This window comes from Dyadobacter sp. 22481, from assembly GCF_052044875.1.
Taxonomy (GTDB): domain Bacteria; phylum Bacteroidota; class Bacteroidia; order Cytophagales; family Spirosomataceae; genus Dyadobacter; species Dyadobacter endophyticus.
Window position 1 is genome coordinate 1,435,804 of record NZ_JBQENV010000001.1, and the last position, 23,467, is coordinate 1,459,270.

Sequence of the window (23,467 nt, forward strand, 5' to 3'; positions counted from 1 at the left end):
TTAAAATCCGAGCGTCAATCCCACTGTATACACCTTCGCATTCGGGTACGAGCCGCGGTCGATGCCGATGGCCGTGTCGGTGCTGGAACCCACGTTGCTGGTTTCCGGGTCGGGTCCGGAGTATTTGGTGATCGTAAGCAGGTTGGTGGCGCTTGCGAAAATGCGGATATTGGCTTTATCCTTGAAAACCGACGATGGCACATTGTAAGCCAGGCTCACGTTTTTCAGCCTAACAAAACTCCCATTTTCAACGAACCGGCTCGACTGCGTGAACGGCTGGTAAGTTTTGGTGAATGCCGGAATATCCGAATCCGTATTGCCCTCGCGATAATAGTCGCGGATCTCCGTGAGCAGGAACTGGCGTGCTTCGCCCGAACCCGACATGGCACCGGCACGGGTGTAGTTCAGTTTATCCACGCCAAATGCGCCCTGGAAAAAGACGTTCAGCGTAAAACCGCTGTAAGTAAAGGTATTGTTCCAACCGCCGGTCAGTTTCGGGAACGCGTGGCCGACTATCTGAAAATCGTCGGTAGTGATCGCATTGTCGCCATTCACATCCTCATAATGCGGGTCGCCGGGCACACGGCCTTGTTTGGCTGCGATGTCGGCCTCGTTGGGTTTAAACGTCCCGAGGTATTTCAGGCCCCAATACGAACCCAGCGGCTGGCCGGGCATCAGCATAAATTCGTTGGTAATGGACATCCCGCCGCCTGCTCCCGTGCCCGTACCGAGCCGTGGCAGCCCGCCAAGGCTTACCACCTCGTTTTTCAGCGTCGAAAGGTTCAGGTTGGTTTCCCAGCTGAATTTACCTTTCTCAATAGGCGTACCGCCAATCGCGAACTCGAAACCCCGGTTCCTGATCTCACCTACGTTGCGAGGCTGCGTACCCCCGCCCGCGTAGTTGGGTAGCTGCACATTCAGCAGCAAATCGGTCGTGCTTTTGTTGAAATAATCGGCTTCAAAATGCAGGCGGCCATTGAGAAACTCCATTTCAATACCCACGTCGGTCTGCGTGGTTGTTTCCCATTTCAGATTTTTATTCCCCTGGTTGCCCTGGATCACACCCGCCGTGACGGCCGTGTTGTTAAAACCAACCTGGGTCGAATTATACGGCGAAAGCGTGGCATACGGGTTAATAGCCTGGCTACCTGTTTTCCCCCAGCTTCCGCGCAGTTTCAGGTTTGAAAATACATTCAGATTCTTAATAAACGCTTCTTCCGAAAGCCTCCAACCCAATGCAACCGACGGGAAAACGCTGTTCCGGTTGTCCTCGCTGAATTTCGAAGAGCCATCCCGGCGAATCGCCGCAGTTATAAGGTATTTGTCTTTGAATGCATAATTTACCCGGCCCAATAACGAAAGCAACGTCCATTTGGAAAAACCCGAATTGACCGTTGCGGCAGAGTTGCCGCCGATATTATTATAGCCCAATTGTGGAAAACGAAGGCCGTTTGCGGTGGCGGTAAAGTTCTTGTCTGTAAACTGTTGGGTCTCCAACACCGCCACAGCCGTAATCGAGTGATTGCCGAAGGTTCGGTTGTAGTTCAATGCATTGGTATTCTGCAAAGTTACCTGGTCGGCTGAATAGCGGGTCGCATTCGGGTTGTTGTTCGACAGGCGCTTACCGTTGAAGTTCTTGTTCTGTGCATCGAGGTAGTTGATCGCATATTGCAAATCGAGCGAAAGGCCATTGATCGGCAACTGGTAGCTCAACCCGCCAATCGCATTGATATTCATCCGCTCGGTGTCGATGGATTTGTCGTACAAATGATCCAGCGGGCTTCTTGAAACCGAACCGGTAGGGTCCGCAAAAGTCGGCTGGCCGTCGGCACCATAGGCAGGCGTGGTGGGTGCCCATTGCAACGCTTCGATCAATGCCCCGCCGCCGTCAGTATTATGGTTGGCGGTTTTGGCACCCGATAAATTGAGTCGCAATGCAAGGTTTTTATTGATTTGAGTGGTCAGATTAGTCCGCAAAACATAACGTTTGAAACCGCTGTTGTTCACGATTCCTTTCTGGTTCACATAGTTACCGGAGATCAGGAACGAAGTTTTTTCGTTCCCCCCCGAAACCGTCACCTGATGCTGCTGGCCGCTTCCCTTCCGGTACACGAGGTCCTGCCAGTCGGTACCGCCGTTCTTTTTAAAATCGTCGATCTGCGCTTGCGTAAATGGCGCATTGGAACCCGTGGCGGCCGCGCGTGCGTTGACGATCTCCGCGAACTCGCCCGCAGGAAGAATATCGAACTTCTTGATCACATTCGAAACGCTTCCCTGCCCTTCATAGCTTACTTTGATGCCTTTGCTGCCCTTTTTGGTCGTGATAATGATCACCCCGTTGGCGCCGCGGCTACCGTAAATGGAGGTAGAGGCCGCATCTTTCAGCACTTGCAGCGACTCGATATCATTGGGGTTCAATAAATTATAATTAGCACCCACAAATCCATCGATCACATACAGGGGATCGTTGTTGCCAAGCACTGAGTTAGCTCCCCGCACCCGTACTTTCGAATCTCCACCCGGCGCGCCGTTGGATTGCGTCACCTGCACCCCGGCTGCACGGCCCTGTAACACCTGATCGAGACGGGTAATAGGCTGCTGCGAAAATTCCCGCGTCGACACCACCGACAATGCACCGGTAACGTCGGTTTTCTTTTGCGTACCATAGCCTACCACCACCAGCTCATCCAGGCTGCGAGAGCCCTGCGCCAGTTTAATGTCAATTACCGAGCGGTTACCGATCTCAACCGTTTGGCTTTCATAGCCGATAAACGAAAACACCAGCGTACCATTTCCCGGCGCCTGGATCACATAATTGCCCTCTCCGTCGGTTACGGTACCTTGCGAGGTGCCGCTGATCAGGATGCTCACGCCGGGGAGCGCCGCATTATCCTGGTCCGTTACTTTTCCGGTCACCCTGGCGTTCTGGGCAAGCAAACCGTCGCCTCCCAGACCCAGTAAAACCAGGCATAAGCTTAGTAGTTTTTTCATGGTTTCAAGTAAATATATTTATAAGTAAAAATTAAATAATACTATTTTTAAGAACATTTGAACGAACAACTCCACGCTTACCGGTTCTCAGCCGGAAGCGGGTAGCTTTCAGAATGTCAAATGCTAGGCTGCTTTACCAATCCACCACCGACCCATCCAGCGCATTATAGCTTTCGGGGTTCTTCCAGTCGTGACCAATCTTGTCTTTTAATGCGTCCTCGTCGAGCTCTACGCCAAGGCCGGGTTTGGTGGGAACCATTACGGTCCCGTCTTTTTGTAGTTTGAATGGTTCTTTGAGATAACCTTCACCGAGTGTAACCTGCTCCTGGACGAGGAAATTGGGTACGCTGGCTGCGAGTTGAAGACCGGTAGCGAGCGAGATAGGCCCCATGGGGTTGTGCGGCGCGATCGGGATGTAATATGCTTCTGCCATTCCGGCAATGAGCCTGCCCTCGGTAATGCCGCCCGCGTGGCACAAATCGGGCTGGATAATGCTGGCAGCACCTTTTTCGAGGATTTCGCGAAAGCCCCATTTGGTAAAGATCCGCTCACCTGTCGCGATGGGAATGTGCGTCCCCCTGGCAATGTCGACGAGCGTGTCTACATTCTGTGCCTGGCATGGCTCTTCTACAAAAAACGGCTGATACTGTTCCAATTCTTTGATGAGTACTTTCGAAGTCTGCTGCGGGACCGAACCGTGAAAATCAATGGCGATGTCCATTTCCGGGCCGCCGGCTTCACGGAGCGAAGCAAAATTATCGGAGGCATATTTGATGAACGCCGGGTTCTCGACGAAATTCGAAGGGTTCTTTTTGGCAACACCCGTTTTGATGATCGTGTAGCCTTCTGCCTTCCGCTTTTTCATATCCTCCGCGTTGGATGCGCGGCCATATACCCGCACGCGGTCGCGGGTGGGCCCGCCCAGGAGTTCGTACACCGGCACGCCCAGCAGCTTGCCTTTAATGTCCCACAATGCCTGGTCAATGCCGCTCAACGCGCTGGTGAGGATTGGCCCGCCGCGATAGAATGCGTGGCGGTAAATGGCCTGCCAGTGGTGCACCACGGCCCGCGGATCTTTGCCTAGCAGATAGGGTTCCACCTCCTTAATGGCTGTTTGAATTGTCAATGCGCGACCTTCGAGCAACGGCTCGCCCAGGCCCACAATGCCGGCATCGGTGTGGATTTTGAGAAAAACCCAGCGCGGCTTCACCAGAAACGTTTCGAGCTTAGTAATCTTCACCTTTCCGTATGCCTGAAAAGGCGTCGGATTGGCTGCATAAGAAGTTTTGGGCAGGAGCATCGTGCCCGTCGCCGCAATGCCCAACACCGATTGAATGGCCGAGCGACGGGATAAGGTGGCAGATTTAGGGTTAGATTTCATAGCATTACCAGTTATGGATAGCGCCGTCCGGGCTTTTCAGGATCGGATGCGGGAATTTGGTTTTTTCTTTGACTTCCATGATGAAAGTCGCCTTTTTAGGATCAAATTTTACCCCCAGTCCGGGCGCGTCGTTCAGATACAGCTTACCGTTTTTGAAATTGATAAAATCCTCGTTGAAGTAAGGCGGCCGCTCCGGTTCGCCCCCGCCCAGCTCCATCAGCGCACGCGCAGGACTGCTCGAACCCAATACATGCACCAACGTGGCCGTCGCCAGCGGGCCCGTGAAGTGCGGTATCATGCCCACGTAATGCGTTTCGCACATGGAAGCCAGCTTTTTAAACTCGCCGATGCCGCCGGTGTTGGGCAGCGTAAAACGGGTATAATCGATCCAGCGGTTTTCGATGAATTCGTTGCAATCCCAACGGTCCCCGAACTGCTCGCCCACGGCAATAGGCACCTTGGTCATCGACCGCACGGTTTTATACACCGAAGGATTCTCCGAGCGGATAATGTCCTCCACGAAGTACGGTTCCAGCGATTCCAGCGCCGTGCAGATCTTCAAGCCGTCGGTCATATCGAAACGGGTATGGAGGTCGATAGCCCACTTACCGCCGCCTCCCACAGCCTCATCGATCCGCTTGCAGAAGTCGATCGTCTTTTTGACATTTTCGTAAAAATCAAAGGGCTGGTCTCCATTACCGCCGGTAGGCCCTATGCGGTACGACCGCAAACCGGCTTCGATGCAATCCCTCGCCCGCTCTTCCTCCGTTTTGGCTTTGGAAACGCGGAAACCGGTCGCATAGCATTCAACATAGTCACGCGTGGCGCCGCCGAGCAGCTCGTACACAGGCACATTCAATGCTTTGCCTTTAATGTCCCAAAGCGCCATTTCCAACGCGCCCAACGCGTGCAATTTCTCGCGGCCCGGCGGGTAGAACATCCCCCGGTACACATTCTGCCAAATGTGCTCGATGCGAAATGGATCTTCACCGATCATCATTTGTGCGCATTGCTCGATCATGTCCTTCGATCCACCCTCGCCAATGCCGATAATACCTCCGTCGGTTTCGATTTCGACAATGCCCCTTGCCTGGTTGAAAAGCGGTTTGTTATACCCGGGCGCGGCATAGTAGCGGATCTTGGTAATCTTCATTTTCGACGCTGCCTCGGCGTTGATCAGCGGAAAGCCCGTGGCGACGGCCGCGGAACCGAGGAAGGCAGTTTTTATGAAATTTCTTCTTTGCATTTGTGTTTCGATTTTATCAAGAGTTGTCAGGAATAGTCTGGTGTAGTCGCGCCAACCATCTCTTTGCAACCACCTGTTAATTAAACGTTTAAGCTTCTTTTGAAAAAAATATCCGCGACGGATTGACGCCGGGGATTAACCGCTAAGCGCTGCCGGTTTGGGCTTCGACGACTCGCGGGCGATCAGTTTGGCTTCCATCAAAATCTGTTTCATGCCCTCGTCGGGGGTTTTCAGTTTCTCTAGGAGGAATTCGACGGAGGTTTTACCCAGCATTTCGAGCGGCTGCCGCACGTAGGTGATCGGACAATAATACAGGTCGAACACCTCCGCCTGGCCGAAGCTGACGATCGCCAAGTCCGACGGCACTTTAAGACGCAGCTCATTGATATATTTCAATGCATTGATAGCCAATCCATAAGTCGCGAAAATCATGGCATCCACGCGCTGCTCGGAGGCCAGAATTTCGTCGATCGCAGTCTTTACCTCACTGTCCATCGATTCGAAATGCACCTCTTTCAGCCATGAATCACGAAATTCGATGTGATTGTCGCGCAATGCGTGCTTGTAGCCGCGCACCCTTTCCTCCATGTGGTACATATTCGATTTGTAGGCCATGATCCCGATCCGCGAATAACCGCTTTGAATGAGGTGGATGCCGGCGTCGTAGGAGGCCTTGTAGTTGTTGGTAGCCACAAAATCGGTCTGGATTTCCGGGAAATGGCGGTCCAGCAAAACGAATGGGATGTTACGCTCTTTAAGATAATGCACTTGACTTTCGGAGCCCTCGCAGGAAACGATAATGAAGCCGTCGACCTGGCGGTTGATCAGCACATTGAGCAAATCCCACGACTTTTCGGCGTGTTCGTCGCAGCTTCCGATAATGACCGTATAGCCATTCTTTTTGGCCTCATCTTCCACCACACGGGCGATGTTGGCGAAGAATGGGTTGGAAATATCTGCGATGATGAGCCCTATCGTGTAGGTTTTACCGCTTCTGAGGCTCTTGGCCAGATGATTGGGCTGATAGTTTAATTCCTTGGCTATCTCCCTGATTTTATGTGCAATGGCCTCCCCCACCCTGGTTTCCTTCTCTTTTCCATTGAGAACATAGGAAACCAGGGCCGTGGAAACGCCCGCTTGCTGTGCAATATCTTTGAGCGATGTTTTTTTCATGGACGTATAAGCGTACCGTCGAATTTTCTTACTTGCCAGTTGGATTTTGTGCTGATCGGGAATTTGGCAGCCGCCTTTTCATTAATATCCACCCCAATGCCAGGCACCTCGTTCACCGACATGTAGCCGTTCTTCATAGTAGGGCAACCCGAGAAAACCTCCAATGTCTTGTCATTGAACTGCACCGCCTCCTGGATACCGAAGTTCCAGACAGCCAGGTCGATGTGCGCGTGTGCCGAGTGTCCCACAGGCGATACGTCGCCTGGCCCGTGCCAGGCCGTTTTAACATTGAACCATTCCCCCAGCCGCGCCACTTTCATGGCGGGCGTAACGCCGCCGATCTGCGAGACGTGAATGCGGATGTAGTCGAACCATTGATTAGCCATCGGTTCGAGGAATTCATTGATATTATTAAAAAGCTCGCCCATTGCCAGCGGCACGGTGGTACTCTGGCGCAATAGCTTGAACCACTTCATATTCTCGGGAGAAAACGGGTCCTCGATGAAAAACGGCCTGTATTCTTCCAGCTTTTTGATCATATTGATCGCATTCATCGGCTGCACGCGCTCGTGGATGTCGTGCAGCAGTTCCACCTCCTCGCCGCATTGCTTGCGCACGGTTTCAAAGAGAATGGGAATGGCTTTGAGGTAGGCATTCTCGTCCATATAGTTGTCGGTAGCCCCGCCGAAGCCCGCTTCTTTAAAATCGGGCTTCTTGGTAGTGCTGCCCACCGCGCCATAACCGCCCTGCTGAATGCGGATATAGCGGTAACCCTGCTCCTGGATCTTTTTGACACTTTCCACCGTTTCCTCGGGTGTGCGCCCGTTCGCATGCGTATAACACGGCACCGCGAAGCGGACTTTCCCGCCCAGCAGCTGGTAGAGCGGCATTCCCGCACGTTTGCCTTTAATATCCCAAAGTGCCTGGTCGAGCCCGCTTAGGGCATTGTTGAGCACCGGACCATTGCGCCAATAAGAGCTCACATAGGCGGCATGCCACATGTCCTCGATGTTGTCGACATCCCTGCCCGCACAAAATTCGTTGAGATAGGTATTGATCGCCACCAGCACCACCTCGGCCCGCTGGGTGAAGGTGGCGCACCCCAGCCCGTAAAGCCCCGGTTCAGAGGTTTCGACCTTCACGACAATCAGGTTGGAGCCCTGCGGCGCCGTGGCTATCGCGCGAACGCTTTTGATCGTCAAAGGTTTCATCGCCTTGGCGTACTGTGGCGTTTCCGCTTCGTCGGCATGGGCCTTGGAAATCCCCCCGAACAGCCCCAGAATCCCCGCGGAACCGCCCAGTCCCAATGCTTTCATCGTATCACGACGACTCACTTCGTTCTCTTTCATTTGTTTCAGATTAAAGGTTTAAGAATTGCTGATCTTACTTTTTATCCCACCAAACCCTTGTATTCAGGTCATTAGGCCCCTGGCGCGTGTTGGCGTCGTTCACATTCTGCAAGTTCACGACGATCTCGCTGTCGGGGTAAGGCATACGGCGGATAAAGTCCTCCTTGATCTCCGAGCCAGGGTACGGGTTCTTTTTCAATGCGGGAAAGCCGCTTCGGCGGAAATTGGCCCAGGATTCGTTGCCGTCCAGGAAGGTCGCCACCCAGTATTGGGTATTGATCTGCTCCAAAGCTTTGGCCGTTTCGAGCGGGTGTGCTTTCAGGTACGCAAGAATTGCATCCTCCTTAATCGTAGCGCTGGGGTCGTAGAGTGACATTTGTTCGAGATTGCCCCTGATTCCTTTGGTATAATAATCCGCTGCCTCGCCCGTCACCCAGCCACGCACAGCCGCTTCCGCGAGCAGGAGCTGCACCTGCGAGTAGGTAATGTGAAATTCCGGGGCGTCGAGCTTCAAAACCGTCGCGAGATTAATCTGCGTAAAATCCCAGAGGCTAACCACCCCATTTTCGGCAAGTACATTGTTGATCGTCACGTCATTATAGCCCATTGGCATACCGATCTGCACCTTCGGATCGGATGAGGCGCGTGCGCCGGTCTGCTCGGGCCCGCCTTTGGCGCCCACATACCGGACCGCAAACACAGGCAGGCGGGGATCGTTATTTTCTTTCAGGTAGTTTACAAACGGCGCTGCAAGGTAAAAGTTAGTCTTTTCACGCGCTGCAAGGTGATTGGCAATGAAGTTGTTGTAAAGTGAGGTGTGACGGATGATCGAGTTATCCGCATTACTTTCGAACAAACCTCCCGCAACGGCTTTGGCCACGCACGCTTTGGCCGTCGTCGGGTCGACTTTGCTGAGACGCATTCCGGCACGCAGCATAAGCGAGTAGCCGAGTTTTTTCCAGCGCGCCACATTGCCCCCGTACAAAATGTCGGTCGTAACCGCAGGCTGCGAAGCGTCGAGCGCGCCGGAAGCCTCTTCCAATTCTTTGAGAATATCCTTATAAATAGCTTCCTGCGCATCGTATTTCGGGCGGATCTCCTCGCTGATATAGCCCTTTCCTGCGTCAAAATACGGAACATCACCATAAGTATCGGTCAGGATCATAAATGCGTAGGCTTTCCAGATGCGCGCCGTGTGGTAGATATTCGCACTCAACGGATCAGCCTTGGTCTGCTCGGTAACTGCCACGAGTTGCTTGATCACATTCCGGTAAAAATTAACCCAGACGAGCGGCGAATTAGCATTGTTAAGCTGGTTGTAGTTGCCGCCCGACAAAGAACTTCCATAAGGCGTAATCACCTGCTGCACAATGCCAAAGTTGTAGCAAAGCATGCCCAGCGTCGACACGCCGTCGAGGTAAGTGGTTGCGATAATCGCTTTGTTCAGGATCAGCGAAGGTGCCAGCGAGGTCGGATCTACTTTGTTGGTGTTAATCTCGTCGAAGCCCTCATCGCAGGCGGTAATGAACGTGAGCGACAGGAAAAGCAATAGGATATATTTGAATGTAGCTTTCATGGGATCGACGTTTAGAATTTAACATTGAGATTGAAACCAATGCTGCGGGTCGGCGGCAGACCGGGCCAGAAATCAAGGCCGGTGGCGTTATCCGACGAGTTGAGCACCTCTTCCGGGTCCATATTCTCCGTCCACTTCTTGATCACAAGCACGTTGTTCGCCACCGCGCTCAGGCGCAACCCTTTCACGAACGACTTCTCAGGCAGCAGTTTGCCCAGGTCGTACCCCAGCGTGAGCTGGCGCAGCTTCCAGAAACCGGCATTCTGAACAAAATCCTCATTGATTCCCAGAGGGTTAATCGACTCATAAAATGGCTGCACCGCCGCTTTCGTCTGGTTTACCTCGCCATCCGCGTTCACCCCATTTCCGATCACAAACCCCTCGGCCCGGCCGGGTAAGGTCCGTTTCGACAAGCCATGCCGCATGTAGTTGATATTCCGCCCGGCGATCATTTTGTGGCCTAGTTTGAAATCCACCAGCGCCGAGAGCATAATTCCTTTGTAGGTAAATGTATTGGTGATACCGCCAAAGTAGCGGGGCAATGCGTTGCCGACATTCATTAAGGTATTGTTTCTCAATGGCATACCACTATTTTTATCGAACACCTGTCGACCTTGTGCGTCGCGCAGGTAGGTGAACGTGTAAAGCTGACCCAACGGCTTGCCTACCACCATATTGAGCGTCCGGCCTCCCCCGCCGCCGACCGTAATTACCGTATCTTTCTCTGCCAGGCCTAGTTTTAAAACTTTGGAGGTGTTATAGGACACATTGAAACTGACATCCCAGGTAAAATCTTTGGTCTTCACGGGCGAACCGGTCAGCAAAAGCTCGATACCCTTATTCATGCTCCGGCCGACATTGATCAGCTGAGCGGTGTAAGAGGATGCATCGGAAATCTGCGCCGCAAGAATCTGATCGTCAGTCGTTTTGTGGTAGTATGTTAAATCAAACCCAAGCAGATTGTTGAACAACTTCATTTCAAGGCCTGCTTCCGCTTCCTTAATGCGCAACGGGCGCAGGTTTTTATTTGGAACAATGGACGCATTGATACCGCCCACCGGCACCAGCTGGCCCGACGGGTTCGGGAACGAGTTGTTGTCCACCGCGTAATACAATGCATTCGAATAGGGGTTCACATTGTCGGAGCCCACCTGCGCGTACGCCGCGCGCAACTTGCCGAAGGTGATCCACGCCGGCAGGTTCGGGAAGGCTTGCGAGAAGATGAAACTACCCGTTATCGACGGGTAAAGTATGCTACGGTTTTGGGGTGCCAACGTTGAGAACCAATCGTTACGGGCCGTTACGTTCAAGTAAATGAACTCCTTCCAGGAAATGGTGGCCGCCCCGTAAAGCGAATTAATCTTCTTCTCCGAAAGCGCATACAACGGGTTTTTCACGCGACCGTTCATGACCGTGTAAAGGTTGGGCTGGATGAAATCCTGGACGGTGACGCTATTGTAATCCATCCGCGCGTAGCGCTGGTTACCGCCCAGCGTTACGTCCAGCCCTATATTGCCGAAGTTGCGGTTGCCCCCCAGGATAAAATCGAGGTTGCGCTCGGTATTGCGGCGCACATCTTGTGTGAATGAGCCGTTTACATACCCAACCGGTGCTTTGGCGATCGGTGCGTAGCCGTTTGGAATATTGTAATCCTGGTTACGGACGTAAAAGTCCTGCGCTGCGCGAAGTTGCAGGTAGAGCCAGTCTGTAAACTGGTATTTTAATGCCACATTGCCAAAAAGGCGATCGCGGGAAATGTTCTCGAAATGGTGGCTGAGCGAGTAATACGGGTTATTTCTCACCAGAAACCTTGAAAAGACGAACTCGTCGCCGTTCGGATGCGTCTGGTTTTGTTTCAGGGCGTCAAAAGGCATCGAGTTGGCAAGCGTAAAGATCACTGTCGAAGTTGCGAAGTCCTGGGCGTCGATCTGGGGCGGATTCGTGTTCTTTTCTTTGGAATAATTGATATTACCAAAAGCGGTAAGCCGTTTGGAAATATTCTGTGTAAAACCCAGGTTCACCACCTTTCGGTTGAACTTGTTGTTTTCGACAATACCCCGGTTGTCGCTATTGGCCAGCGACAGACTGAAACCTCCGTTGGGGCCGTTGTTGGAAACGGTTATGGTGTTGGTCATGTTCGTGCCGGTGCGGTAAAACTGCTTCACACGCCCGCGTACAGGCTCGTAAGGCCATGTTTCATTGTCAAAAAGGGTTTGCGTCATACCGGGCTCGAACTTTTCCCCAAAGCTCCACACGCCCGAGGTCGGGTTGGCACTCGTAGGCCGCTTGCCGCCTTCGCCCTGGCCATATTCATATTGAAAATCAGTAAAATCGAGCGGTGTATCGGTAGTGAAGTTGATATTATAATCCAGCCCGATGCCCTTGCCGGCCCCCCGGGTTTTAGTCGTGATCATCACCACGCCGTCTTTGGCGCGCGAGCCGTAAAGCGCTGCGGCAGTGGCGCCTTTGAGCACGGTCATCGACTCGATATCGTCCGGATTAATACTCGACAAACCATCGCCGCCATCGGAATTGTTCGCTGCACGCTGACCATAATCGCCTCCGCCGGCGAAATTGGAATTATCTATCGGTACCCCGTTCACTACGATGAGCGGGTTGTTCTGCCCGCTGAACGACGACTGCCCGCGGATGCGGATTTTCGCTGTTCCACCCGGCCCAGTAGATAATGAAGAGATATTCACGCCCGCCATTTTACCCTGTAACGAGCTGATAACGTTGGGTGTACGGTTGGTAGAAATCTGATCCGCATTGACCGTCGCCGTGGCATAGCCGAGCGTTTTAGCCTCGCGTTTGATCCCCAGCGCTGTTACAACAAACTCGTCGAGATTCCTCGATTCCTGCGTCAGCTGCACGTCTATGGACGAGCGCGCACCCACTGCGATGGTCTGACTTACATAACCTATAAAAGAGAAAACGAGGGTCGCATTGGCTGGCGCTTCCAGGGTATACTTACCTTCCGAGTTGCTAACGGTACCTTGCGAAGAGCCGCTGATCAGGATATTGACGCCCGGCAACGCTTCCTTGTTGTCGCCGGTAACGATACCGGTGATGCGGCTGCTCTGGGCAAAAACCACGCCGCCGCATAGCGTAACGAGCAGCGCGATGATCGTAAAACATTTCTTCATCACATCTAATTGGGTCAAAATTCAGGGTGAATAGGGTTATGCAAAACATACACGAAAACCGCAATCGCTTACGGACACGAGGGCCAGGAATAGGAAGACAATAGTTAAGCTGCGCCCGGCGATTTTCACCGAACGATACTGTATATACGCAATCAAAAAGAGACTGTTCCGCTACCAACCGTACGCGGTGGGTAGTGACCGATGCATTCGTCGCGCCGGCAACAGGCTATGTATTGATATCAATTTTTTGTTTAAACGATTAAGCCGTTTTTCGCACCAAAATCTCGGATAACAATGTCTTAGTCAGGTTTCTGTGATGGTATCGGGAATTCAAAGAGCTTGCCATGAAAGTATCGGGTTGGCAAGTGGAATATGAAATTGGGAATTGTTGTGACCAAATGTAGATTTAATCGATTAAACAACAAAATTTAAAGGCAATTATTTTTACATTTTTTCTAAAAATAAACACATAATCATTTGCAGCGGTCTTAAACGCATTGCATGGCTGAAAAGGGATTCCGAATAATGATTCCCTCGCTTTGCGTAAATGCAGGTTACTTCCCCGCCGTCGAAACATTAGATTTGTCCCGAAACCATCCTTATGGTTTCAGATCATCCATCCTGTCATGACATTTTTAAAACGTATGTTGGATCATTCCAGGCTGCCGCTTTCGGTCGGGCAGTTCTGGTGGTACTCCTTCTGCTATTGGAGCATTTTCGCGGTAATAACATTCGGTCAGCTTATGGTGCTGTGGCTTTTAAGGGAGGGAGTGGTCATGCGGCCCCACGAGATGTTTGTCTGGCTGCTCGACGGGCTGTTCTGGTGGTCCACCACCCCGCTCATTTTGTACGCGTCCATCAAAGTACCCATCGCGTTCAAGGTGCGGGAGAGTTCTTCTATTCTCAAACCGCTCCTCGTTCACCTGTTCATCGTAACGTTCCTGAACATCTTTATTAATGTCCTGCATTATTACGTTACCAACCCGCTGATGTACCGCGCGGTGGGGAAATACGTGCCGCTGGAAAACTATCTGTTTTCGTTCTTTATAGCCTACACTGCGAGTTTTGGTCAGTATTTGCTGCTGGTAGTCGGTTTCAACAAAGTATCTTACATTTACCGTTACCAGCAGCTCAAACAACAGAATTTCGAAACCGAACTGCATAATGAACAGCTCCGCGGACAGTTGGCTAACGCCCAGCTGCAATCGCTCAAAATGCAGCTCAATCCGCATTTTCTCTTCAATACCCTGCATAGCGTGATCAGCCTGATGGTGAAAAACGACATTCGGAAAGCCACATTGATGATTACAACATTGAGCGACCTGCTGCGGGCAGTGCTCGTGAACCAGTCGGCCGATTTCATCCCTTTGCAGGAGGAGCTCAAACTGACCCGCCAATATCTCGACATTCAGCAGATCCGCTTCCAGGACCGCCTGACAGTCGAATATCATATCGATCCGGCTTCCGAACTCTACCCGGTGCCCCAGCTGATCCTTCAACCGATCGTCGAAAACTCCATTACCCACGGCATTTCCGATATCACCACCAACGCCCTGATCCGCATTACCAGCAACGTGAGTGCTACGGGCATGCATGTGACGGTGTACGACAACGGCATTGGCGCCACACCACGGAAACCATCCAAAGGAATGGGCCTCGGCCTGCAAAACACATTGCTGAGGCTGCAACAAGCGTACGGCGCCGACGGCCGATTGGAATTTGAACAGCCCGCCGACGGCGGCACTTCGGTGACGATGTATTTTGACCGCCGACGGCCGACCATCGACGGCCGCCAGCCGGCTATGGACGATGGTTGACGGCGGACCATAGACAATGGATTTTCGATTGAACTAACCACATTAGGTACTAGCCGCGACTATCATCATCATGGCCTATGGTCAGCCGTCGGCCCTCACCCCACCCCAAAAACCTGAAAAATTATGAAATACCGCTGCCTGATCATCGACGATGAAGTGCTGGCCAGGGACGTTATCAGGACATTTGTACAGCATGACCATGCTATTGAAATCACCGACGAGGCTGCCAATGGCTCCGAGGCGGTGGTTAAAATATTGCAGCACCGGCCCGACGTCATTTTCCTGGATATCCAGATGCCCGAGCTCGACGGTTTCGAGGTGTTGCGCGAAGTATGGCCGCACCACCAGCCGTTCGTCGTCTTCACCACCGCCTTCGATCAATATGCGTTGCGCGCATTCGAGGTCAATGCGATCGACTATCTGCTGAAACCGTTTGATGAGATCCGTTTCCATCAGTCGCTTGGCCGGCTTAAAGAGCGGCTCAGCCAGAAATCGCAGCCGCGGATAGAGGAGTTGGTGAACAGTCTGTTCCGTGATCAGAAAGAAAAGGAAGAGCATTATTTGCAGCGGCTGCTGGTAAAGGAAGCCGGGAAAATGTACCTGATCAAAACCGACGATATCACACACTTTTCGGCGGATGGCAACTATATATCGGTTTATACTTCACAAAAGAAAGTTTACACTGTGTACGAAAGCCTCGGCAGCCTCGAAAACCGCCTCGACCCGTCGGTGATGATCCGTGTAGGCCGTTCGAACATCGTGAACATGAATTTCATCTCCGAACTTGAAACCTATTTCAACGGGGAGTATATCATTCATTTATCCACCGGCGAAAAAGTGAAATGGACACGAGGCTATCGCGACAATATCAAGGCCTTCATCACCAGAATGGGCTAACCTGCCAATACGGTTCACGATTTGAAATGCACGCTTTAAATAATAAAAGAGCCAGATCAGACATTTTTTGTACAGATTTCAACGATTAAGGCGACAAATTTGTCAGACGGTATAGCTTCCGCCCATGCGGACAATTCATACCAAACATCTATTGTACTTAACTCCCATTAGCCATGCTCTTTAAATCTACCACCATCGTAACCTCAGCGGTATCCGCGCTGCTCCACAATCCCAAGGGACAGCTGCAAACCATTTTCATCGCGGCCGTCGTGGCCGCCCTTATTCTCTGGAAACTGGGCGCCGGCCAGACCGGCAAACCCAATGCCGTCGCCAAACTTGCGGAAACTCCCGCAACAGATACCAAAATGGCCGGTATGAAGTGGAGCTACGATGAATTGGCCCACAAGCTGATCGTGGAAAATACCGACCTTGCTTATGCTGAAATCGGCGAGGGTTTCACCAAAGGAATCGGGCAAGCGCTCAATAAGGTTACCAAACAAAACGGCGGCAAACGCGTTGTGGTGAATCTGTAAGGAAATGATTCGTAAAAAAGGGTTGCCGGCATTCTTACCGGCAACCCTTTTTCCTTTTACATTCAAACCTGCCGATTATCAATAGGCTGCTTCCAACTCCGCTTCTTCCACTGCTTTCTGCTGCTCTACTTTCGGCGGCAACAGCTTGTACATGACCGGCGTTACCAGGCGCGAAAGCAATGTTGAACTGATCAGCCCACCGATGAGCACCAGAGCCAGCGGCGAATACAATGCGCTATATTCGATCACGAGTGGCAGTAAGCCGCCGATCGCGGTCATGGAAGTGAGCAATATCGGTACGAAACGGATTTCGCCAGCTTCGATGATCGCTTCCTCGATGCCCTTGCCCTGCTCGCGGAGCTGGTTGGTAAAATCGACCACCAGCAGCGAGTTTTTCACTTCAATCCCAACCAATGCGATGAAACCGATAGTGGCTGTAAAAGAAAGTGTTTCGCCCGTCAGGAAAAGCATTGCGAGGCCGCCCACGATGCCCAGCGGGATCACCGAGAGTACGATCAGTATGCTTTTGAAGGTTTTGAATTCCAATATCAATACACCCAGGAACCCGAAGACGGTGATGAGTATGATCAATCCCAGTCCGCCGAAACTTTCCTCCTGGCTCTCCTTTTCTCCGGCTACCTTAAAATGCTGGCCTTTCTCAAATTTGAACTGGTTGAGCTTCACGGTAATCTCGTCGTTCATTTTCTGGACGTTATAACCCGGTTTCGCAAATGCCGAGACGGTCACATAACGGTCCTTATCGTAATGGCGGATCTGGTTCGGCGAGCTTTCCATTTCGATGGTAGCGATGTTTTTCAAGGGAATGCTCGCGCCCGATGCAGCTGTGACATACAATTTATCAAATACGCTATAATCCTGAATGGCAGCATTACGCGGCACCGATACATTGATATTGTAACTATCAGCCTTGCCCACATCCTCGCGGAAAGTGGCCACGTTCAGCCCGGCAGCCCCCAGCCGCACCGTACGATCGATGTCGGCCGAGGAAATGCCAAGCGTTCCGGCTTTCTGTTTATTGATGTTGATGCGTAAGTCGGTCGGTTGCACAAGCAACGGGTTGTTGACGTAAATGGTCCCTTCGGTTTTGGTGAGCAAATCGGCGACGCGGAATGCGGTTTTGCGCAAGTCTTCCAGGTCTTCACCATAAATCCGGTAAGCCAGCGGCGCTTCGATCAACGGCCCTTGTTCAAAGTCTTTTACCTTAATTTCCGCCCCGGGATAGCGTTCCAGCTTTTTGCGCAGCTTTTCGATCACCGCTACCTTCTCTTCGGTTTCAAGGCCTTCCACCTGCACGAAAATCTCCGCAAAGTTCTCGCTCTCGTTTCTTTGAACTACATTATAATAAACCCGCGGGTTACCCTTGCCTACATTGGTCGAGAAGGATGTAATAAGCGGCTCTTGTTTGAGGATGCCCTCCACATAACGCGCTACTTCGTTCGTCTTTTTAAGATTGGTACCCTGGGGCGTTTCAATATCGACCAGGAACATCGGTTTCTCCGATTTAGGAAAAAGGCTGTTGCCAATGAGCGGTACCAATGCCAGCGACCCGACAAATATCAAACCGGCAATCAGCAATGTGGTTTTAGGCCAATGCAATGCACGGTCGAGCACGCTTCCATAGGTTTTATGAATGCCCTTTTTCATACCTCTCAACAACCAGTTGCCGTCTTCCGAAGCATGCGGTTTCAGGATCACGCTCGACAGGAACGGCACCACGGTAAGCGATACGAGCATCGAAGCGAACACCGTCGTGATCACCGACATCGGTAGGCTGCGGATAAAGTCACCCGCCCCTTCGGGTAGGAACACAAGCGGAAGGAATGCGAAGATCAGCAAGATCGTACAACCCACCACGGCGAGGCCAATCTGCGACGACGCCTGAATGGCCGCCTGTACCTTGCCGTAGCCCATGCGCAAATACCTTTCGATGTTCTCGACGACCACAATGCTGTCGTCGACCAGGATACCCAGCGCGACGATCATCCCCACAATGCTGAGCTGGTTGATATTATACCCCAGCAAGTTCATGATCGTGAGGCCTATCGCCAGCGAAAGCGGGATCGAGATCATCACCACCAGCGAGGCCCGTGTGCCCAGCGGCAGCAATGTGAGCAGTACCAGCAATATGGCAATGCCAAAGTCGCGGGCGAAGTGCGACAAGCGGGTATCAACGCTACTGGCCTGATCGAAGACCTTGATCATCTCGATATTCGAAGGCAATGTTTTCTGAAACTCCGCTACCACCGGTTCAACCTGATCGCGCACGGAGATAATGTTCTCGCCTTCCTTCTGGCTCACATTCACAAAGCTGCACCGAAAGCCGTTCAGCCGGGTAATATGCGTCTCGTCCTCGTAGCCCATCTTCACGTCGGCAACATCTTTCAGGTACACAATTTTCCCATTCGAGCGGGAAACCACTGTGTTGGCCACTTCGTCGAGCGTGCGGTAGCTGCCGCTGGTTTTGATATTCAGCTTTTTGGTAGCCATACTAATGCTCCCCCCCGGGATATTCACGCCCTCGCTCTGCAATGCGCCCACGATCTGGTCCTGGGTGAGTTTTTGCTGCGCGATCTTCTGCAAATTGAGGCTCACTTTCACCTGCGGCTCGGGAATGCCCGAATACTCTACCTTTTTCAGCGTTTTAACCTTTTCCAGCTGCTCTTTGAATTCCTTCGAATACTTCTTCAACTGCGCATAACTCGCATTCTCACTGATAAGGGCATATTGGTAAATGCTTACGTCGGATGGTATCTGTTTGTTGATACGGATGTCGGCAATGTCGGCCGGGAGCTGCGAGCGCAATGCGTTGATCTCGCGCACTATTTCCTGGTATTTATCGTCCGGATTGGAGCTGTATTTGTAAATCACCTGCATTACCGCGAGCCCGTCGCGGATGTCGGTGATAATGTGCTTCATATCGTCGAGCTCGTTGATTTTCTTTTCCATCGGATCCACCACGAGTTGCTCCATATCTTTCGGGTTGGCACCCGGGTACACCACCACGACGGTAAATTGCGGCGGGTGAATGTCGGGGTCCTCGCTTCGGGGCATGGTGAAGAGCGAGTACAGCCCCAGCGCCAGCACACCCAGGAATACCACCAGCGTAAACTGGTAATTCTTGACTGCAAATTCAGGTAATTTCATGGTCTTTGCGGTTGAAACAGGTTACTGAACTACTTTAATCACCGATCCTTCGGCCAGGTAAGCCGAGCCTTCGCGGATCACCCGCGCACCTGCGCCGATACCCGCGAGGATAAATGCCTTGTCGCCTTCGAGGAATGCGATCTTCACGGATTTCTTCTGCGCATGATTACCCTCCGCCACGAATACAAATGCGCTGTCGTTCTCGCCTTCGATCAATGCGTCGACGGGAATGGAAACCATGCTGGTCTTTTCTTTCGGATAAATCTGCACTTTGGCAAAAAGGCCGCTGGCGAGCTTGGTAACCGGTTTATCGAGTGTGATTTCGGCCTGGTACAGTCCCGAAACCGGGTCGCTCACTTGCGCCAGCGTTTTCACATTACCGGTAAATGTCTGCGGATAAGCGTCGAAATTGATTTCTGCCTTCTCACCGCCTTTCAGCCGCGTCCAGTCCTTGTCGGTAAGGCCGCATTTCACGACCCAGTCGCTGCTGCTGGTGCTGCTGATGTGCAAGATGGCTGTGCCGCCTTGTACCTGCTCGCCGGCATTCTGCAGTTTTTGGACGACCACGCCATCAGCGGTTGAGAAGATTTTAGTTTGGGACAAATTGAATTGAACGATATCCACTTGCTTTTCAGCGAGTACCAATGCGGTTTGGGTGTTTTCCAACTGTTCTTTGGTCGCCACGCTGTCGCGGTAGAGGTTCTGTACCCGGCGCGCATCGCGTTGGGCTTTCAGAAGATTCTCTTCCGCCTGGCCCATCTGCGCGGCTATTTCCGTGGTATTAAGCGTTGCCAGAAGCTGGCCTTTTCGCACCTTATCGCCTTCCTTGACCAGAATATCCTTAATAATGCCGCCAATCTTAAACGACAAACGGGCTTCGTTCTCAGAGCCTAGCAAGCCGGATGTCTCCACAGCCTGGGCCTGGTTCAATGCAGCGGAACTGATGATTTTTACGGGAATCGTCTCGTCGGTCTGTTCCGGCTTCTTTTCTTCCTTGCATGCGGCAGTCAGGAGCGCGGCCGCGAGCACATAAGCGTATATGATGGGATGTGTTGTAGCTTTCATATCATTTTTAGTTTGAGAATAAGTAGCTCGCCCGGGCCCGTTCCAGCTCTGCGGCGCGGGTTTGGACATTCAAATAGGAAATACTTTGTTGAAGCTGGTCGCTGATCAGGCGGTTCTGCGCGTCGAGCAACTCGATGTATAGCAACTGGCCTTCACGGTAGAGCTTCTGCTGGTCCTGGTAATATTGCTGCGATAGTGCGGTCTGGCTTTTGGTAGCCCGGTAAGTAAGCACCGCCGATTGAAAAGTATTGGCCGCTGTTTTGTTTTGTAGTTGAAGCTGCTGTTCTACCTGGCTGATCTGCTCACCCGTTGCTTTCTGCTCCATTTCGGCTTGCTTAACCTTATATTGCGTGCGGTTGTTGGCAAAAACGCGCCAGTCGAGCGTCACGCCGAAGAGGTAATAGCGGGTATCCCTGTTGAAATTCACAAAATCACCCTGCGAACCGAGGTCGATGAATGTCGACAGTTTCGGCAATGCACCTGCCCGCGCCAGCTGGCCCGACAATGCATTGATCTTCGAGAGCGATTCCAGCTTGGCCAACTCCTCTCTCCTACCCTCGGCGGCCGTGTCCGTCAACACCTCCGATTCATCCGGCGCGCCGATTTCCAGGGCCGTTTCCAACGGGTTATTCAACAGGAAATTAAAGTAAGCCTTCGCATTCACCGACTGGTTCCGTGCATCCACGAGCCGCGCTTCCAGCCCGATCAGCTCGTTCTCCGAGCGGCTCACCACCGTGCGGATCGCCTTATCGTTTTTCACCAATGCCTGGTTGAAACGCAAGTTCTCACGGGCCAGCGAAACCGCGCTTTCCAGAATGCGGATCGCCTCGTCGGACTGCTGGCAGGCATAATACCCGAGCTTGATCTCCTTCACTAACTCTCGCCTGTAAACGTCGACCTCCGCCTGCTGCAAATGGATCTGCTCCTTCCGGATCTTGGTATTATAGGCAATTTCCGCATTGTAAATCGGCAATGAAGTGCGGAATTTCGCATCGTAATAATTCCTCGGGTTGAAGGTCTGGCTTACATTGTCCACTTTCGGGAATGCCGACGAGTTGGTCAGCTCGTTAAGCGAGTTATAAACCGGGTTCAGCAGGTCGCCGATCGGAATGCTGATTTTCCGGCCGCCGCGTGAGTCCAGGTAAGAAGTGCTGAAATTCACCTCGGGATAGAAGAATGTCCTGGCTTCTTTGAGCGCGAACAGGTTCCTTTCGAGGATAAAGCGCTGCTGTTTTAGGCCCTGGTTATTGCGCAAACCCTGATCTATATAGCCTTGCAAGCGCACATCCTGCGCCTGAGCGGGTGCGAACAGGCTCAGTAAAGGCACAAGAAGGTACTGCCAATGCCGCGGCATGGGTTTCAATAATCGAATCATTTTAAGTAATGTTTAGTTTATGAACAGTGTTTAGTAGATGGCAAAATTTTTTACTTTTTCAGATTGGCTAAAAATAAATCGAATGAACTATACAGTATTTCCCGCGTAGCATCGTCGGGCATCATCAGAATACACATCCTTTCTCTGACGTAGAGTGAAACCAATCCGTGCACAAACGACCACACCTGGATCGCCGTCACGTACAAATCGCCTTGCCTGATCTTGTTTTCTTCCAGACAAGCAGAAAGCGTCGTCAGCAAGTACCCAAATGCACATTCACCGGATTTCCATTTTTCCTCATTCTTGATCTGCTCCATCGGCGCGCGCATGATGAACATCAGATCATAGTAATCCGGGTTCTCCAAACCGAATTCAATGTACGTTTTACCCAAGGCCCCCAGTCTTTCGAACGGATCAGCAATCACATCGTTTTTCCGCAGATGTTTTTCAAGTATCTCAAAAGCATTTTCATGAATTACAAAGAAAATTTCATCTTTATCCTTGAAATACAGATAAATAGTAGCCGGACTATATTCAATATCATCGGCAATGCTACGAATGGACGTCTTATCGTAACCTTGCTTCAAAAACAGCTGAGTCGCCGATTCGATAATCAGGTTTCTCATTTCCTGCTTCTCCCGCTCTTTTCTTTCCTTAATCGCCATGCTTTTGTAATTACGATGTGAATATAATAAACACTGTTTAGTAAATGCAAATTGTTTAGCAAATAAGGTAGGAATGGCGGAAATCTACCCATGAGCGGGAGCCGAAAGTGGGGAAGTTATTTTTGCCTGAAACGGTCGTCGGTAAGGGCTTCGAGGAAGGCCACTATGTCGTCTACCTCGTTTTCAGCCAGGTTCAACCCGCTACCCAGCGATAAGTCGCGGTTGATCGGGTTGTTTACAAACTTGTCGGGCGTGTTATAATACTGGACTACCTCCCGCAGCGATTTAAACAATGCGTTGTGCATATAGGGCGCCGTAACGGCCACATTTCGCAAGCCAGGTACTTTGAAAAGACCGATATGAGCGCTGTCTTTGGTGATTTTGAAGCGGCCAGGGTCATTTAATTCCTTACCATTAAACAAGCCGATACTCTTGAAACGGTCGGCAGTGAAATCCTCGCCGGAATGGCAGGTTGCGCAATTGGCTTTGCCTATGAACAGCATTCTGCCGCGCACGGCCGCTTCGGACATCGCTTTTTCGTCTCCGTCCAGATAGCGATCGTAAGGCGTATCCGTAGTTTCCAGCGTGCGTTCGAAGGCCGCAATCGCGCTCACCAGGTTTTTGTTGTTGATTTCTGATTGGAAGATCTTTTGAAATGCAGCGCTATAAAAGTCGTCCTTTTTGAGCCGCTCAACAGCCTGGTCGATCGGCAAATCCATTTCATCATGGGCGGAAAGCGGCCCGAGCACCTGCTCTTCGAGTGAGGCGGCGCGGCCATCCCAGAAGAAGTCGGTGCGACCCGTGAGGTTGGTCAATGCGGGAGAGTTGCGTGTGAGCCGCGTCCCCTTATCGCCGATACTAAACGCGGCCGTGTCCGCAAATGCAAACTGCGGGATATGGCACGAAGCGCAGCTGATCGCCCGTCCGCGCGAGAGGATGGGGTCCGAAAACAGCTTTTCACCCAGTTCTTCCTTTGTAGTCAACTCCACCGATACCTCGTTGGATTGCAACGATATGAATACCAGCGAACCGCCGCAAAGGACAGCAGCCAGCCATTTTGTAATACCCATTTGAAACTACGGATTTAA

Annotated in this window: 15 protein-coding genes; 3 read left to right on the top strand and 12 right to left on the bottom strand. The window is 51.8% G+C overall.

The features are described 5' to 3' along the window. From ACTJJJ_RS05565 to ACTJJJ_RS05595, 7 genes are all read right to left on the bottom strand, one after another. Entirely contained in the window at positions 1–2,991 is a 2,991-nt protein-coding gene (locus tag ACTJJJ_RS05565) for a SusC/RagA family TonB-linked outer membrane protein (RefSeq protein WP_426294485.1), read from the bottom strand. Between the two features lie 133 nt (positions 2,992–3,124). Next, on the bottom strand, positions 3,125–4,372 hold the full coding sequence (gene dgoD / locus ACTJJJ_RS05570; RefSeq protein ID WP_188929795.1) for a galactonate dehydratase: 1,248 nt from the start codon (positions 4,370–4,372) through the stop codon (positions 3,125–3,127). A gap of 4 nt (positions 4,373–4,376) precedes the next feature. Then, a complete protein-coding gene (locus ACTJJJ_RS05575) occupies positions 4,377–5,618 on the bottom strand; it encodes a mandelate racemase/muconate lactonizing enzyme family protein (protein ID WP_440701622.1) in 1,242 nt (413 codons plus the stop codon). Positions 5,619–5,753: 135 nt separating this feature from the next. Further along, positions 5,754–6,791: a LacI family DNA-binding transcriptional regulator gene (locus tag ACTJJJ_RS05580; protein WP_188929791.1), complete on the bottom strand. Its 1,038-nt coding sequence runs from the start codon at positions 6,789–6,791 to the stop codon at positions 5,754–5,756. Further along, positions 6,788–8,140 carry an enolase C-terminal domain-like protein gene (locus ACTJJJ_RS05585; RefSeq protein ID WP_426294483.1) on the bottom strand — a complete coding sequence of 451 codons (1,353 nt, stop codon included), beginning with the start codon at positions 8,138–8,140 and terminating at the stop codon, positions 6,788–6,790. The genes ACTJJJ_RS05580 and ACTJJJ_RS05585 overlap by 4 nt, the downstream gene beginning before the upstream one ends. A gap of 34 nt (positions 8,141–8,174) precedes the next feature. After that, the gene (locus tag ACTJJJ_RS05590; RefSeq protein WP_426294482.1) at positions 8,175–9,716 is read right to left on the bottom strand and encodes a SusD/RagB family nutrient-binding outer membrane lipoprotein; all 1,542 of its coding nucleotides are present in this window, start codon (positions 9,714–9,716) and stop codon (positions 8,175–8,177) included. 11 nt (positions 9,717–9,727) lie between these two features. Then, positions 9,728–12,862 (bottom strand): SusC/RagA family TonB-linked outer membrane protein, encoded by a 3,135-nt coding sequence (locus ACTJJJ_RS05595; RefSeq protein ID WP_426294481.1) that lies wholly within the window; start codon positions 12,860–12,862, stop codon positions 9,728–9,730. A gap of 644 nt (positions 12,863–13,506) precedes the next feature. Here ACTJJJ_RS05595 and ACTJJJ_RS05600 point away from each other — a divergent pair. From ACTJJJ_RS05600 to ACTJJJ_RS05610, 3 genes are all read left to right on the top strand, one after another. After that, positions 13,507–14,679, top strand: a complete 1,173-nt coding sequence (locus ACTJJJ_RS05600; protein WP_426294480.1) for a sensor histidine kinase — start codon at positions 13,507–13,509, stop codon at positions 14,677–14,679. A 123-nt stretch (positions 14,680–14,802) separates the two neighbouring features. Then, positions 14,803–15,576: a LytR/AlgR family response regulator transcription factor gene (locus ACTJJJ_RS05605; protein WP_188929780.1), complete on the top strand. Its 774-nt coding sequence runs from the start codon at positions 14,803–14,805 to the stop codon at positions 15,574–15,576. A gap of 173 nt (positions 15,577–15,749) precedes the next feature. After that, on the top strand, positions 15,750–16,109 hold the full coding sequence (locus tag ACTJJJ_RS05610) for a hypothetical protein (RefSeq protein ID WP_188929779.1): 360 nt from the start codon (positions 15,750–15,752) through the stop codon (positions 16,107–16,109). Between the two features lie 78 nt (positions 16,110–16,187). Here the strand turns inward: ACTJJJ_RS05610 and ACTJJJ_RS05615 are convergent, their stop codons facing one another. The 5 genes from ACTJJJ_RS05615 to ACTJJJ_RS05635 form a co-directional block, all read right to left on the bottom strand. Next, the gene (locus tag ACTJJJ_RS05615; RefSeq protein WP_426294479.1) at positions 16,188–19,274 is read right to left on the bottom strand and encodes an efflux RND transporter permease subunit; all 3,087 of its coding nucleotides are present in this window, start codon (positions 19,272–19,274) and stop codon (positions 16,188–16,190) included. Between the two features lie 21 nt (positions 19,275–19,295). Further along, the gene (locus tag ACTJJJ_RS05620; protein ID WP_426294478.1) at positions 19,296–20,339 is read right to left on the bottom strand and encodes an efflux RND transporter periplasmic adaptor subunit; all 1,044 of its coding nucleotides are present in this window, start codon (positions 20,337–20,339) and stop codon (positions 19,296–19,298) included. Positions 20,340–20,346: 7 nt separating this feature from the next. Continuing rightward, positions 20,347–21,714 carry a TolC family protein gene (locus ACTJJJ_RS05625; RefSeq protein WP_426294477.1) on the bottom strand — a complete coding sequence of 456 codons (1,368 nt, stop codon included), beginning with the start codon at positions 21,712–21,714 and terminating at the stop codon, positions 20,347–20,349. A gap of 50 nt (positions 21,715–21,764) precedes the next feature. Continuing rightward, complete coding sequence (locus tag ACTJJJ_RS05630; RefSeq protein ID WP_188929759.1) at positions 21,765–22,379, bottom strand: TetR/AcrR family transcriptional regulator; 615 nt, start codon at positions 22,377–22,379, stop codon at positions 21,765–21,767. 116 nt (positions 22,380–22,495) lie between these two features. Continuing rightward, the gene (locus ACTJJJ_RS05635) at positions 22,496–23,449 is read right to left on the bottom strand and encodes a cytochrome-c peroxidase (RefSeq protein ID WP_426294476.1); all 954 of its coding nucleotides are present in this window, start codon (positions 23,447–23,449) and stop codon (positions 22,496–22,498) included. Positions 23,450–23,467: the final 18 nt, after the last annotated feature.